The organism is Lentzea jiangxiensis (assembly GCF_900104175.1).
GTDB lineage: Bacteria > Actinomycetota > Actinomycetes > Mycobacteriales > Pseudonocardiaceae > Lentzea > Lentzea jiangxiensis.
The window spans coordinates 199,862-213,429 of the sequence record NZ_FNIX01000008.1 but is presented as its reverse complement, the minus strand read 5'-3'; the positions used below and the strand labels follow the sequence as shown (position 1 = coordinate 213,429).

Below are 13,568 nucleotides of genomic sequence, written 5' to 3'. Positions count from 1 at the left end.
GGTCACCGATGTCGGGGCATCCGGCAGTCGCGTCGGCGCGTGGTCTCCCCGGCAACCTCACCGGTGCGGGCTGGGGCGAGCGTCCGCACATTGAAGGCCAGCACAGCGGGGATCGGACCGACCGCCTCACCGATCGGCGTGTGGACCGCCGGTGGTGGTGAGACGGCGTGGAGATCGGTCGCACTTGCGTCTGAGGCGGTGGATGCGAGTCTCCAGCACTGCACCTGGACCACTCCGCGGTCTTCTCGACGTCGAACTTGTGGTCCTCGCTGGGGATCGCACCGGGACGGTCGCGCGCCGGGCCGGGTGGTCACTGGTCAACCGGGCGCGGTGAACCCGGCGGTGACCACCCGCCCCCTCGGCCCGCGCGAGGATCAGCGCGATGGAGTCCGCGGCTGCAGCCGGTGACGGTTCGAGCCGGCCCTGTCAGTCGCCGTCCGACCCGGACTCGAGTGGACGGACGCGGGCAAACGTCTCCACATCGGACCGTCGCCCACCCAGGACCTCGTGCTTGCCGAAAATGCCGTCCGTGCAGGTCAAGGAGCATGGTGGTACTCGTTGAGGATGCCGCCCAGTCGCTGGTGTCGGCGGATGTCGAGCTGGGTGACTGCTGTCTGATCGGTGGTCGGGTGTGGGAGCGCGTGTAGGGGTCGGGCGTTAGCGATGCCCTGGTGGGGTCGATGCGTGTTGTGGAACTGTTCGTACTCCCGCAGGGCGTGGAGCAGATGCTGTTGGTTCCAGATGAGGGTGCGGTCGAGGAGTTCGCGGCGGCAGCTCTGGATCCAGCGATCCATGATCGCGTTCATGCGCGGAATGCGGACTCCGCTGAGGACAACCTGGATGCCCGCATCGACGAAGATGGCATCGAATAGGGCAGGGAATTTCCCGTCGCGGTCTCGGATCAGGAAACGTGCGGAGCTGCCCGCGTCTTCGAGGTCCATCACGAGGTTCTTCGCTGCCTGGACGACCCACGCTGCGGTCGGGTGCGCCGTGGCGCCCAGAACGCGGATCCGGCGACTGCTGTGTTCGATGACCGCGAGCACGTACAGGCGGGTGCCGCTCAAGGTCGCGACTTCGAAGAAGTCACAGGCCAGCAGGGCTTCGGCCTGGAAATGGCGGGATTTCTCGTGCGGTGCAGGGATATCAACACTCGATGGTGCGGGGACATCGCCTACATCAACACCTGGGAGGGCTGGCTCTACCTCGCGACCGTGATCGACCTCGGATCCCGCAAGGTGGTCGGCTGGACCGCCGCTGATCACCTTGCACCGATATCGTGGAGCAGGCCATGCGCAACGCCGTCGCACAGCGCCGCCCCGAGCCCGGGGTGATCTTCCACTCCGACAGGGGCTGTCAATACAACCTCTGGCCAGTACGCCCGCGCCGCCGGTGATGCCGGAGTCCGGCTGTCCGTGGGTCGTAAGGGGCAATGCTGGACAACGCGGTCGCCGAGTCGTTCTTGCCACCATCAAGACCGAGCTGCTCGACCGGCAGTCCTGGCCCACAAAAGCCAAGGCGCACAAGGCAATCTTCGAATACATCGAGGGCTGGTACAACACCCGCCGCCGGCATTCCAGCCTCGGCTACCTCAGCCCCACCGCCTACGAAGCCACCCGGTACCAGCCAGTCGATCAGGCAGCGTGATCACACCTCATCGACCTTGTTCGTCAAAGCGGGGCCAACCCCAGTGGCGATCGGGTGGCCGAGCCGGGCCAGCTCGCCTTGGATCCGTCGATGCCCCACCGCGGGTCTCTGCTGCGAGCCGAAGCACAAGCGCCTTGATCACCGCACGGGTGGATGAGCGTCCGGTTCGTCGTCGCGCGGCGTAGTCCCACTTCCGGCGATGAAGCTGCGATGCCAGGCCAGCACCGTGTCAGGTGTGACCGGGAAGACCTCACGCCAGCGCGAACGAGGTATCAGCCTGGATAGCGCGGCGAACCAGAATCGGTCCGCCGGTAGCGGCCCGGGCCGGACAACTGCCGACGAAGCACGGTGTTCTCGTGCCGCAGCACAAGCAGCTCCGCATCCTTCGCCGCCTCACCGCGGAGCAGCACCGACGCGGCGGACAGCAACTTCCAAGTCGCCTCGTACAGCAGGGACACGCTCACCTGAGCGCGCTCTCAGCCTGGAGATGCGTTGCCATGCTGCGGTGACGACTTTTCAAGCGGCGCAGGACCGGGAAGCCGTCGGCGTCGGGTCGTTCCTGGCGGTGGGCGGGGCGTCGCTGGAGTTACTCGCGAACCTGGGCGTGCACGGCGGGATACGCGTCACCGCTGTCCGCACCCAGAGCCGCGAGCAGGCTCAGCCTGTCCTCGGCGGGGCTGCCGGAAGCCGCGGACAGCACCACCAGCTCCATACCCGACCTGTCCGGTAGCGCGAAGTTCTCCTGGTGCAGTTCCAGCAGTCCGACCAGCGGGTGCCGGTACGCCTTGCGTCCATGTGCCCTGGCGCGCACGTCCGCGCGGGCCCAGAGGCGGCGGAAGCGCTCGCTGCTCATCGCCAGCTCGCCGATGAGCGAGGCCAGGCGGGGGTCTTCTGGATACTTGCCTGCGGCCAGACGCAGGTGCCCGACCACGTCGAGAGTGCAGTTCTCCCAGTCCGCGTAGAGGCCGCGCTCGGCCTCCTCGAGGAAGAGGTGCCTGGCGGTGTTCAGGCCAGGTATCGGCCGGCCGTAGAGGAGTCCGGCGAGGCGGTTCCCAGCGAGCACGTCCAAGCGGTGATCCATGATCAGCGCGGGTGCGTCGGTGACCAGGTCGAGGACGCGCAGCAGCTCCGGCCGGACTCGGCCGCCCGGCGCCTTCGCTCTGCGGCGTCGCTGCCGGGCGAGCCGGTAGAGGTGCCCGCGTTCGGTCTCGTCGAGGCCGAGGACGCGAGCGAGCGCGTCGAGGACCTGTTCGGAGGGCTGGGTCGCGCGGCCCTGCTCCAAGCGCACGTAGTAGTCGACGCTGACTCCGGACAGATGTGCCACCTCTTCGCGGCGCAGCCCTTCGACGCGGCGGTGCCTGTCGGTGGGAATGCCGACGGCCGCCGGGTCGACCCGGGAACGCCGGGTCCGCAGGAAGCCCGCAAGATCGTCCATACCCCCAGTATCGCCTCGGTGGTGCCCGTGAAGGTGGTCCTGCCGGTACCAGGAAGTCCCGTCCGATGGAAGAAGCGCCCCTGAACGCCGGGCGCCGCGGCGCCCAGGATCGAAGGCACCTGATCCGAAGGAGTTCTCATGAAGACGCTGATCGTTTACGCCCACCCGGAGCCGAAGTCGCTCAACGGCTCGCTGAAGGACCTCGCGGTGTCCACGTTGGAGACCGCCGGGCACGAGGTACGGGTGAGCGATCTGTACGCGATGAACTGGAAGGCGGTCGTGGATGCTGCGGACTACGGCCCCGATGCCTCAAGTCCGCTGAAGGTCGCCCTGGACTCCGGCCGGGCGTTCGACGCAGGGACGCTCACCCCGGACGTCCTCGCGGAGCAGCAGAAGCTGCTGTGGGCCGACACGATCATCTTCCAGTTCCCGCTGTGGTGGTACACGATGCCCGCGATCCTGAAAGGCTGGGTCGACCGGGTGTTCACCTACCACTTCGCGTACGGCGTCGGCGAGCACAGCGACACCAAGTACGGCGAGCGCTTCGGTGAAGGCACCCTCGCCGGCAGGAAGGCTCTGCTGTCGGTGACCGCCGGTGGTCCGGAGTCACATTACGCCGCTCGCGGAATCAACGGCCCCATCGAGGACCTGCTGTTCCCGATCCATCACGGCATCCTCTACTACCCCGGTATCGAGGTGCTGCCGCCGTTCGTGCTGTACGGCGCCGACCGGATGGCCGGCGAGGACTACGCGGACGTCGCCAAGGCCTGGGAGCAGCGCCTGCTCACTCTGGAGTCGACCGAGCCGATCGCTTTCCGGCGGCAGAACTTCGGTGACTACGAAATACCCTCACTGCACCTGAAAGAGGGACTGGAACCTTTGGGCCGCACCGGTTTCGGACTGCACGTGCTCGGCTGACAGCCGCGATGGACTCCGGCGGGCTTGGGCGCGAATCCCAGGAGCGGGTTAAAGGGCCGTGGCGGAGAGTGAGCGCCACCGACCGGGATACGCGGACGGGTTCCGTTGCCGCGTGCTGGTTTCGCGGAAGCGGACGGTGGCCGGGCTCCGGCCCTGCTTCGTGAGCCAACTGCGGGCGGCGGCGCAGGAGTGCCCAGCGCGTCGTACGCCACGGCTGTGTTGCTGGACGGCTGAACCATGGACCTAACTGCGTGCGACCGCGATCCCGGCGAGCACAACGGTGTCGATCCTGCGCTGGTATGCGTTCGGTGGTGAGTCGGTGGGGATCTCCGTGGACCAGGAAGTAGCCGAAACACCGGAGTCGGTCGATGATCGTCAGCTCGTGCTCGGGTGGCGGTAGGCCTCGAGCAGCCATACAGACGCGTGGCCGCCGGTTCTACAGGCGCAACGAGGCCCGGCGTGGTGTACGCCGGGTCCCGCTTCGTGCTCGTGTCCGCCACGAGTCCGGATCAGTCGTATACGAAGGAAAGGCCGGCCACCGCAGCGCCAGGAGTCGGAGCACGATCCGTCGTGGTCCAGTGTGCTGGGCTCAGCATGGAGATCCGCGCTGTCGACCGGGTCCGCTCAGTTGTCGATGTCCTCGGTGGGTGAGTCGCCCTGCTCCTCAGGTGCGTCCGTCCGCAGGGAGCAGTCGCCGGCCTGGTGGGCGTCAAGGCCGCTGAGGATCTTCCGGGTGATGTCGTCGACGGCCGACTGTCCGTCCTGGCCCAAGGGCTCGAAGAAAAGTGACTGGACAGCTCGGATGTGCGCGGGGGCAGCCGCGGCGATGAGAGCGAAGCCCTCTTCGGTCAGGACGGCGTCGGGGTAGCGGGTGTGTGCCGAGGTCACGCGGCTGATCAGGCCGCGCTTACCGGTCCGGGCCAGCTGGTGGGACAGGCGGCTCGGCTCCCAGCCGGTGCTCTCGGCGAGGGTGGCTACCGGCAAACGGTGTCCAGGGGCTTCGGAGAGACGCGCGAGCAGCTCGTACTCGGGTACCGACATGCCGCACTCGCGCTGAAGATGCTGGCGCAGGTGGCGGTCGAGTTCTCGAACCATCCTCAGATAGCTCCGCCACGTGTCCTGCTGGGTGTCGTCGAGCGAGGTGTCAGCCGCCATGGTGATCAGTCTACAAGCGGGATTGACACGTCAAGCAGAGCTTGTCTACCGTCTAGCTTGACACGTCAATCTAAAGAAATGGGCTAGCGATGGGCGAGAAGCGCGTCATCACCGTGCTAGGCGCGACGGGGAGTCAGGGCGGCAGCGTCGTGCGCGCGATCGCGGCTGATCCCACCAGTGGGTTCGTCGCCCGCGCGGTGACCCGGAACAAGGGGAAGGCCGAGGAGCTCCTCGCCTTGGGGATCGAGGTCGTCGAGGCTGATCTGGACGACGAGGCAAGCCTGCGTCGTGCTTTCGACGGCGCCCACGGTGCGTTCGTGGTGACGAACTGGTGGGAGCCGCCAACCGCGGATTCGGTCTGGACCTCCCGGACCGAACGCGAACAAGGACAGGCCGGGAACGCAGCCCGCGCGGCCGCCGCGACCGGCCTGCGGCACGTCATCTGGTCCACGCTGGCTGACACTCGGCCCTACCTGCCGGACGCTCCCCGCCAGGAAGCCGGTTACACCGTGCCGCACGCCGACGGCAAGGCCGAGGCGAACGCGTTCTTCCTCGACGCGGGGGTCCCCACCACCTTCGTCACCGCACCGATGTACTACGAGTCCCTGTTCACCTTCAACGCCCCGCGGCGCGCTGAGGACGGCACCATCGTGCTGGCGATGCCGATCGGCTCCGCCCAGGTGGTCAGTGGCACCGTCGACGACATCGGTCGCACCGTGCACGCGATCTTCGGCAGGGGCGACACCCTCGTCGGCCGCACGGTGCCCATCGCGAGTGACCTGTGCGCCGGAGAGGACTTCGCCGCCGGAATTGCCGAGGCGCTCGGCGAACCCGTGCGCTACGTCCCGGTCGACCCGGCCGCACTGGCCCACTCGGGCATGCCCGACGCCGGCGAAGTGGCCAACATGTTCCAGTACTTCATCAATGCCGAGAAGGACCTGACGCAGATCGACTTCGACTGGCTGCGGGACCTCAACCCGGGCCTGCAGCCGTTCGGCACCTGGGCGTCCGCCAACCGGGACCGCTTCCGGGCGCTGAGCCTGTGATGTCCGAGGAATACCCGTGAAGAGCCTGGGTGCGGATCTTTGCGCACAGCGGGAGAGCACGCCCGTCGTCGGCTGCGGCCGCGGCGCGCGGTGACTGCTGGTAGCAGTCACGTCGAGCCAGGAGACACCACCTCCTGACCGGCCGACACGGTGAGCGTCTCCACCAGTCTGACGAGATGGTTCTGCGGGTTGGTGGACGCGTTCAGGGCAGAGCGGTGGACAAGCACACGGAGCCCTGGTGGCGGGCGCTGATCTCGATGATCGCGATCCCACCAGGGGCTTCTGCACCTTCCCGCCACCGCCACGTGCACCCCTGTTGCCCCTGGGCCACTGTTGCTCGGGAGGTTGGAAAGGGCTGAATGACGAAAGCAAAGCGCCGATGCGCGAGACCTTTCAGGGGCCACGACGGGCCGTAACACGTCGAGCCATTCACATGAGCCACAACGAGACTTGCGCGGGGAGGCGGGAAGGTCATTGCTGAGCTGTCTTGATGAGGTTCTCGTCAGCAGCGCAACCAGCGAGCCGGTCGTGGACCTTGGCGTGTTGGAACCGGTAGCGGGTTCCCGACGCGCGGAGGATTCCGCGTTCGCGCGCCTCCTCCGGTGTGCTGTCAAGGGTGTGATCGGAGGTCGGTATCCGGCGGTGCAGCAGGACGCGCGAGCCGGGTGGCGCGACGACCTGGTCGCTTTCGGCGGGGACGCCGTGGTGTAACTGGTGTGATGGACGTGTTGCGCATAGCAGGTTCGTGACGCGTGATGCTGTCGTTCAGCGCTGGGCGAACGAGCTTTACCTCCACAAAGCTGGAGGTTGGAGGATCGTCCACATGACGAAGATCTCCAAGTACATCAACGTTGTCGTGCGGATGGCGTTTGGTGCGCTGTTCGCGTTCTCCGGGTTTGCCGGGTTGTTCGGGATAGGATCGCAGTCGATGGAGGGCATGTCGGTCGAGGCGGTTTCGTTCGCCACCGCGCTCGGCGAGAGCGGGTTCATCATGCCCATCACGAAGGTTGTCGAGCTGGTGGCCGGGATCATGTTGCTGACCAACAGGTTCGTTCCGCTCGCGCTGGCGCTGCTGGCGCCGCTGGTGGTCGGGATCTTCGGGTTCCACTTGCTGCTGGAGCCCAGCGGTGCGCTGATCGCCGTGGTGCTCGCGGTGGTCGAGATCTACCTGGCGTGGATCTACCGGCATGCGTTCGTGCCGATGTTGCGGCCCACCCACTCGATGTAGTGAGGGTCGGGCTGGGGTTGCGGCTTGGCTGAGCCGCTGTTGAACCTTTCCACGCGGCGATCTCGAACAGTCGACCGCTCTGCTGACCATGTGGCCAACCGCTCACCGATCCAGCCGACGTTGGCGTGGACGACGCGCCTCAAGGTGCGGTTGTGGGGTGTCAAAAGTCGGCCTCGCAGCTGTGGCTGAACTGCTTCTGACCGCTACACCATGTCCACTCGCCTCCTCACGCCGCGCTCGGACACCACTGGCAGGCCCGCAGGTGTGGTGGGAGGCCTGGAGTTGTACCGCCAACAAGGCCGCGACGCCGACGCCCAACGTGTTACGGGCGCGGGTGCAGACACCGCAGCTCTACATCGACAGGGGAAAACCCAACGTCCGCGGCAAACACCGGGGCGGTGTTCTCACGCCCTGACGGCCCCCCGCACGAGGGCGCGCAGCCATTGGTGGGCGGGGTCGGCGTCGAGCCTGGCGTGCCAAAGCGAGGACACCGTCACCTCGGGCAGGGGGAACGGCAGCGCGAAGGAGTACATGTCCTGGCACAGGGGTGCGGCGTGGAGTTCGGGGACGGTGGCCACCAGGTCTGAGGCCCTCGCAAGCGCCAGGGCGGCGCCGAGGCCGTCCACGACGGTGACGATGTCACGCCGTCGACCGGTCGGGTGCAGGGCCTCGTCGACCAGGCCCTCCTCCACGCCGCGCCGGGCGACGTGGACGTGCCGTGCGGAGGTGTAGCGGGCCACGGTGATCTCGCCGGTGGCCAGTGGGTGCCCGGCGCGCACCACCCCGATGAACCGGTCGGTCAGCAGTGGCTCGCTGAGCACGTCCGGTGTCAGCGGCCGGTCGATCACGCCGGTTTCCAGGTCGACGCCGCCGGCGCGCAACGGTCCGGTGTCCTTCGTGGTCCTCCGCAGGAACCGCAGCCGCACTCCGGGCGCCTCGAGGCCGACTGCCGCCACCAGCCCAGGTCCGAACCGCTCGACGAAGCCGTCGCCCACGCGCAAGGTGAACGTCCGGTCGAGCGTGGCCGGGTCCAGTTCCCCGACCGGCCGCAGCACCTCCTCCGCTTCCCGCACCAGGCGGTGCACGCGGTCGCGCAGCTCGATCGCGCGCGGGGTGGGCACGAGCCCGCGACCGGACCGCACCAGCAGCGGGTCGCCGGTGGCGCGGCGCAGGCGGGCGAGTGCGCGGCTCATCGCCGAAGGGCTCAGGGCGAGCCTTTCGCCGGCTCGGGTGACGCTGCCCTCCTCGAGCAGCACGTCGAGCGTCACCAGCAGGTTGAGGTCGCGGGCCATGCGCACAGGGTCTCACGTGACCTGGCGTTGCGTGCACAAATGCCTTTCCATCTTTGCGCCTTCCGCCAGGTCGTGTACGGACCTAGCGTCGATCGCACCTCCCCGACTCCACGAAGGCGCCATTCCCTTGAGATCACTCCACAAGACGGAACAACCTGCTCTCACGTGGTCGCTGACCGCGTTGTCGTTGTCGATGCTGTTGCCGTCGCTGAGCACCAGCATCGCCACCGTCGGCCTGCCGAGCACCGCCACGGCGTTCGACGCGCCGTTCGGCGTCGTCCAGTGGGTCGTGATCGCCTACCTTCTGGCCACCACGACGCTGATCGTCGGCGCCGGACGGCTGGGTGACACCCTGGGCCGCCGCCGCGTCCTGCTCGGTGGCATCGCCGTGTTCACCGTCGCCACGCTGCTGTGCGGCCTCGCCCCGAACCTGCCGTTCCTGATCGCCGCCAGGGCGGTCCAGGGAGCGGGTGCCGCGTGCATGATGGCGCTGACCATGGCGATGGCGGCCGACGCCGTGCCAAAGGGACGTACCGGCGCGGCCATGGGTCTGCTGGGAACCACGTCCGCGGTCGGCACCGCGCTGGGGCCGGCCCTGGGCGGCGTTCTCGTCGGGGCCTTCGGGTGGCGTGCGATCTTCCTCGTCATCGTGCCGCTCGGCGTTCTCGCGTTCGCTCTCGTCCGTCAAGTCCTGCCCGGATCCCGGCCATCGCCCGCGAAGTCCCGCTTCGACGCGGCGGGCACGGCGGCGCTGGCGATCGCCTTGGGCGCCTACGCGGTGGCCGTGACCGTCGGAAACACTTCTCTCGCGGTCGGACTGCTCGTCACGGCAGCGGCTGGTCTCGTGGCGTTCGTGCTCGTCGAGCGCCGGGTCACGGCCCCGCTGGTCGACATCGCGATGGTCCGCGACCCGGTCCTGGCCGCGGGCCTGACCACCAGTGCGCTCGTGTCGACCATCGTCATGACAACGCTCGTGGTGGGTCCCTTCCACTTGGCGGGGACGCTCGATCTGGCACCGGCTCTCGTCGGCCTGGTGATGTCGGCCGGCCCCGCGGTGTCGGCTCTCACCGGTGTCCCGGCCGGGCGGGCCGCGGACCGCTTCGGCAGCGGCGCGGTGGTCATCGTGGGCCTCGGCGGCGTCCTCTGCGGCACGGCGGCGTTGTCCGTGATGCCCACGGGGGCCGGTGTTCTCGGTTACCTCCTCCCACTGGTCACCATCACCTCTGGCTACGCGTTGTTCCAAGCGGCCAACAACACCGCGGTGATGGGACACGTGCCCGCGCACCAGCGGGGCGTGGTGTCCGGCATGCTGAACCTGTCGCGGAACCTGGGCCTCATCACCGGGGCCTCGGTCATGGGAGCGGCGTTCGCCTTCGCCGCCGGCACAACCGACGTCACCGCGGCGACATCGGCCGAGCTGGCCCGCGCGACGCACTGGACTTTCGGCCTCGCCGCGATGCTCGCCGTCCTGGGACTCGCAGTGGCACTGGTCGCGCGACATCGCATGCGCTAGACGGTCCGACGGGTTCTGCACGACGCCGGCATCGATTCGGCACCACGCCGCACCGGCCCGACCTGGGCGGCAGTTCGTGCTGGTCCATGCGCTCAGCTTGGGCTCGCCCAGGGCGGCCTGGGACAGTTGTCGGTGTCGCAGCGCAACTCCTTGAGGATCGCCGCGCCCTCGTGAGGTCGGAACACTGCGGTGACGGCCTCCTACTGGCGGCGCTGGGTACTTGTCAGTCCAGCCCGGCGAGCGCACCGTTGATCCCGAGATGTCCATGACGCGCACGCTTTTGCGCTCGTGCAGCGACCGCACCAGTTCTCGTGGTTCCCCAGAACGCTCGTCGTGGCCACGTGGCTTGCGACGATGACTTTCCAGCGGCACACGAGGCCGTCCGGGCGTCGTGCCGCTGAACCGCTGCGGTGATCGGGAGGGCTCTCCTACACTTGGCGGCTCGGTCGACCCCTCGATGCGGAGACTGGTATCTGGTGAGCGGGACGGACTACGACAGCTTCATCTCCTACAGCCACCGCGGAGACCGACCGGTCGCCAAAGCGCTTCAGCGCACGTTGCACCGGCTGGGGCGGCGTTGGTACCGGCCGTCGGCGCTGCGGGTGTTCCGCGATGACACGACTTTGGCCGCCGCGCCCAACCTGTGGACGGCCATCGAGCGTGCGCTGCTGAGGTCGCGCACGTTCGTGCTGCTCGCCTCACCGGAGTCCGCCGCGTCGGCGTGGGTCGGCAAGGAGGTTGCGCTGTGGCGCGAGAAGCGTTCGCGGGACGACTTCTTCATCGTCCTCACCGCCGGCGAGTTGGTCTGGGACGCCGAAGCGGGCGACTTCGACCATGACCGCACCACCGCGCTGCCCGAGGCGGCGCGTGGGTGGTTCGACGCGGAACCGCTGTGGATCGACCTGCGCGGCCACCGGGACCGGATCGAGCGCACGGGTTTCCGCGACTCGGCCGCGGCGGTGGCGGCGGCGATCCACGGCGTGGCCAAGGACCGGCTGCTCAGCGAGGACGTACGGCAGCAACGCCGGCTCGTCTCGGTGCTCTCCGGCTTGCTGGTCATCGCGCTGGTTACCGGTGGTGCCGCGCTGTGGCAGCGCAACGCCGCGCTGGAGCAACGGGATCGCGCAGACTCGCAGGCCCGGGTTGCGCTGTCCCGGGCGCTGGCTGCGGAGTCCGACGTGCGAACCGCCACCGACCCTCAGCTCGCCGCGCAGTTGGCTCTGGCATCCCGTGCTTTGGCCGGAACGGCGGAGTCGGGTGGCGCGCTGCTGCGCAGGCTGGACGAGAACCGCCACGTTCTGGCCTACCTCCGGCGTGGCAGCGACCAGCCCAGCAGCTTCATGCATGCGTCCTCCGGCACAGCATCCCGAGTCGCGGTCACCGGTGACGGGTCGGTCGTGGCGTTCGCCCACGAGGGCGACCAGGAGGTGACGATGTGGCACGTGCGGGAGCGTCGAGAGGTGGGACGGCTGCGCACCGGAAAGCCGGAGCCCGAGTTCGGCATGACGTGGAACGGCCTTTCGTTCGACCGCACCGGGTCGGTGCTCGTCGCCTCCGACGGCCGCGACCTCATCGTCTGGAACACCGCCGACCGGAGGGTCATCCGCACCATCCCAGGTGCTGGCTTGGTCGACGACTTCGATCTTTCTCCCGATGGCCGGTGGATGACGCACGTCGACTCGGGTTCGGACGTGCAGAGAGTGCGGCTCTGGCGCGTTGACACGGGGCAAGAGGTGGCCGTGCCCGCTCGGCCTGTGCTGCCGTCGATGCCGATGGTGGAGTTCGACGGTGACAGCAGGCACTTGTACGTGTCGTTCCCCGACGGCATCCACGCCCTGCGTCTGGAAACCGCCTCCTGGTCGAGCGCTCCGGTGATGGTGCCGAAAGAGGGGCGGTTGGACGCTGTTGCGCACGATGCGCGCCAGCTCTTCCTGGTCGGGGAGGGCGTCGTCCAGCGGTGGCAGGAGAACGGAGCACGGCTCGACGACGTGCCATTGGCCGGCATGACCCCTGGCACCACGGTGGACGTGTCCGCTGACGGCAGGACCATCGCAGCGACGTCGGGAACGCGGCTCGTCGCGGTCGACACGACGACCGGCCGCAGCACCGACCTGGTGACCCACCGTTCGGGCGCGGTGGATTTCGCGCTGTCCGAAACGGGTGACGTGGTCGTCTCGATCAACATGAACGGTGACGTCGTGGTGTCCACGCCGACCGTCGACCACCGGTCGCCGGCGAGCGCACAGGGCTCACGGCGGATCCTGTCGACAGCGGTCGCGGCACGGGCACCGGTGGCGGCGTTCGGCCGGAAGGACGGGATCGACGTCGTCGACCTGTCGACCTTGAAGACGCGCCGGCAGTTCCAGACCGGCGTGTGGCCGGAGGAGCCTGGGATGGCGCTCAACCCGGACGGTCGGCGGCTCGCCGTGTTGGAGGAGTCATCCGTTCACGTCCTCGACGCCGAGACCGGCGCCACCATCGCGCGGTGGCCGAGGGCGTGGCCGGGGGCGGTGCTGGACGGCGGAGTGGGTGTCGCATTCGCCGGTGACGGCACGCGGCTGCTCTTCGAGTCCGACGGCGGCCCAGGCCTCCTGGACGTCGCGACAGGCGAAGTCGTGCAGGTTCTCCCGGTGAGCGAGACGACCGGCGGCGGATTCGTCACCACCTCCGACGGCCGCTTCCTCGCGCTCTCACTCAGATCCGTCTCGCCCAAGGTCAGCAACGGTGGCTCGGTCGTGGAGATCTGGCGTTGGGACGGCGATCGCTACGTCGATCCGGTGCGCGTCTCCGAACCGGCCATCGCCCGAGCCCTGGCGATCACCGAGAACGGAACAACCCTGGGAATCGTCGACATCGACGGGCGGGTCGTCCTGGTCGACCTCACCCGTCCAGAGGAACGCCGGTACCTCCAGGGCGGGGGCGAGTACAGCTCGATCGCCTTCACCTCCGATGGTGGCACGGTGGTCCAGGCGGATTGCAGGTCCGGCGGCGTGATCTCCTGGGACGTCGCGGAGGGTGTGCAGCGAGCGGCGTGGCACCGTCCGCCCACCCCCAGCGAGCTGACGTGCCCTGGCACCATGCTGCTGAAACCGGTACCCGACAACGGGGTCCTCGTAGGGGACGCGGAAGGCGCGATGACGCTTTGGCGGATGGATGTTGCCGCTGCCGTAAGGGCACTGTGCTCCACCAACGGCGCTCTCGACGAGGCGAATACGGCCCGGCACCTACGCGGTCTGATCGGCTCGGCTCCCGCCTCCTGCTGATAGTGGGCCTTTCCATCAGTTCTCGAGGGTGGCCATGCCGCGTTCGGCACGGCAGCGGACGGCGTCGTAGGCGG

Annotated in this window: 12 protein-coding genes; 7 read left to right on the top strand and 5 right to left on the bottom strand. The window is 68.4% G+C overall.

Features of this window, described 5'->3' with window-relative positions; all coding sequences use genetic code 11:
- Positions 1-536: 536 nt before the first annotated feature.
- Entirely contained in the window at positions 537-941 is a 405-nt protein-coding gene (locus BLQ91_RS43815) for an integrase core domain-containing protein (protein WP_143022770.1), read from the bottom strand.
- Between the two features lie 171 nt (positions 942-1,112).
- Between BLQ91_RS43815 and BLQ91_RS43810 the strand changes: the two genes are divergently transcribed.
- Both BLQ91_RS43810 and BLQ91_RS22570 read left to right on the top strand, forming a co-directional pair.
- Complete coding sequence (locus BLQ91_RS43810) at positions 1,113-1,331, top strand: DDE-type integrase/transposase/recombinase (protein WP_425412517.1); 219 nt, start codon at positions 1,113-1,115, stop codon at positions 1,329-1,331.
- 61 nt (positions 1,332-1,392) lie between these two features.
- The gene (locus BLQ91_RS22570; RefSeq protein WP_090099600.1) at positions 1,393-1,644 is read left to right on the top strand and encodes an IS3 family transposase; all 252 of its coding nucleotides are present in this window, start codon (positions 1,393-1,395) and stop codon (positions 1,642-1,644) included.
- Between the two features lie 272 nt (positions 1,645-1,916).
- On the opposite strand, the gene BLQ91_RS42165 is transcribed toward BLQ91_RS22570, so the two are convergent.
- Both BLQ91_RS42165 and BLQ91_RS22560 read right to left on the bottom strand, forming a co-directional pair.
- Positions 1,917-2,102, bottom strand: coding sequence for a hypothetical protein (locus BLQ91_RS42165; protein ID WP_245733742.1), 186 nt, complete (start codon positions 2,100-2,102; stop codon positions 1,917-1,919).
- Positions 2,103-2,230: 128 nt separating this feature from the next.
- A complete protein-coding gene (locus BLQ91_RS22560) occupies positions 2,231-3,079 on the bottom strand; it encodes a helix-turn-helix transcriptional regulator (RefSeq protein ID WP_090099498.1) in 849 nt (282 codons plus the stop codon).
- A 138-nt stretch (positions 3,080-3,217) separates the two neighbouring features.
- Here BLQ91_RS22560 and BLQ91_RS22555 point away from each other — a divergent pair, with 138 nt between their 5' ends.
- On the top strand, positions 3,218-3,997 hold the full coding sequence (locus BLQ91_RS22555; RefSeq protein WP_090099496.1) for an NAD(P)H-dependent oxidoreductase: 780 nt from the start codon (positions 3,218-3,220) through the stop codon (positions 3,995-3,997).
- 624 nt (positions 3,998-4,621) lie between these two features.
- On the opposite strand, the gene BLQ91_RS22550 is transcribed toward BLQ91_RS22555, so the two are convergent.
- Positions 4,622-5,152: a MarR family winged helix-turn-helix transcriptional regulator gene (locus tag BLQ91_RS22550; protein WP_090099494.1), complete on the bottom strand. Its 531-nt coding sequence runs from the start codon at positions 5,150-5,152 to the stop codon at positions 4,622-4,624.
- Positions 5,153-5,241: 89 nt separating this feature from the next.
- Here BLQ91_RS22550 and BLQ91_RS22545 point away from each other — a divergent pair, with 89 nt between their 5' ends.
- Together BLQ91_RS22545 and BLQ91_RS22535 are read left to right on the top strand one after the other, a co-directional pair.
- Positions 5,242-6,198, top strand: coding sequence for an NmrA/HSCARG family protein (locus BLQ91_RS22545; protein ID WP_090099492.1), 957 nt, complete (start codon positions 5,242-5,244; stop codon positions 6,196-6,198).
- An 823-nt stretch (positions 6,199-7,021) separates the two neighbouring features.
- Positions 7,022-7,426 (top strand): DoxX family membrane protein, encoded by a 405-nt coding sequence (locus BLQ91_RS22535; RefSeq protein WP_090099488.1) that lies wholly within the window; start codon positions 7,022-7,024, stop codon positions 7,424-7,426.
- 404 nt (positions 7,427-7,830) lie between these two features.
- Here the strand turns inward: BLQ91_RS22535 and BLQ91_RS22530 are convergent, their stop codons facing one another.
- Positions 7,831-8,718 (bottom strand): LysR family transcriptional regulator, encoded by an 888-nt coding sequence (locus BLQ91_RS22530; protein ID WP_090099486.1) that lies wholly within the window; start codon positions 8,716-8,718, stop codon positions 7,831-7,833.
- A gap of 127 nt (positions 8,719-8,845) precedes the next feature.
- Here BLQ91_RS22530 and BLQ91_RS22525 point away from each other — a divergent pair, with 127 nt between their 5' ends.
- Positions 8,846-10,231 carry an MFS transporter gene (locus BLQ91_RS22525; protein ID WP_245733741.1) on the top strand — a complete coding sequence of 462 codons (1,386 nt, stop codon included), beginning with the start codon at positions 8,846-8,848 and terminating at the stop codon, positions 10,229-10,231.
- A gap of 410 nt (positions 10,232-10,641) precedes the next feature.
- Positions 10,642-13,494, top strand: coding sequence for a toll/interleukin-1 receptor domain-containing protein (locus BLQ91_RS22520; RefSeq protein WP_090099482.1), 2,853 nt, complete (start codon positions 10,642-10,644; stop codon positions 13,492-13,494).
- The last annotated feature ends 74 nt before the right edge of the window (positions 13,495-13,568 follow it).

Excerpts from the sequence above, each read along its gene's own strand:
- BLQ91_RS43810 (WP_425412517.1), top strand. The coding sequence starts at position 1,113 with ATGGCGGGATTTCTCGTGCGGTGCAGGGATATCAACACTCGATGGTGC.
- BLQ91_RS22560 (WP_090099498.1), bottom strand. The coding sequence starts at position 3,079 with ATGGACGATCTTGCGGGCTTCCTGCGGACCCGGCGTTCCCGGGTCGAC.
- BLQ91_RS22555 (WP_090099496.1), top strand. The coding sequence starts at position 3,218 with ATGAAGACGCTGATCGTTTACGCCCACCCGGAGCCGAAGTCGCTCAAC.
- BLQ91_RS22570 (WP_090099600.1), top strand. The coding sequence starts at position 1,393 with ATGCCGGAGTCCGGCTGTCCGTGGGTCGTAAGGGGCAATGCTGGACAA.
- BLQ91_RS22535 (WP_090099488.1), top strand. The coding sequence starts at position 7,022 with ATGACGAAGATCTCCAAGTACATCAACGTTGTCGTGCGGATGGCGTTT.
- BLQ91_RS22550 (WP_090099494.1), bottom strand. The coding sequence starts at position 5,152 with ATGGCGGCTGACACCTCGCTCGACGACACCCAGCAGGACACGTGGCGG.
- BLQ91_RS22545 (WP_090099492.1), top strand. The coding sequence starts at position 5,242 with ATGGGCGAGAAGCGCGTCATCACCGTGCTAGGCGCGACGGGGAGTCAG.
- BLQ91_RS22530 (WP_090099486.1), bottom strand. The coding sequence starts at position 8,718 with ATGGCCCGCGACCTCAACCTGCTGGTGACGCTCGACGTGCTGCTCGAG.
- BLQ91_RS43815 (WP_143022770.1), bottom strand. The coding sequence starts at position 941 with ATGGACCTCGAAGACGCGGGCAGCTCCGCACGTTTCCTGATCCGAGAC.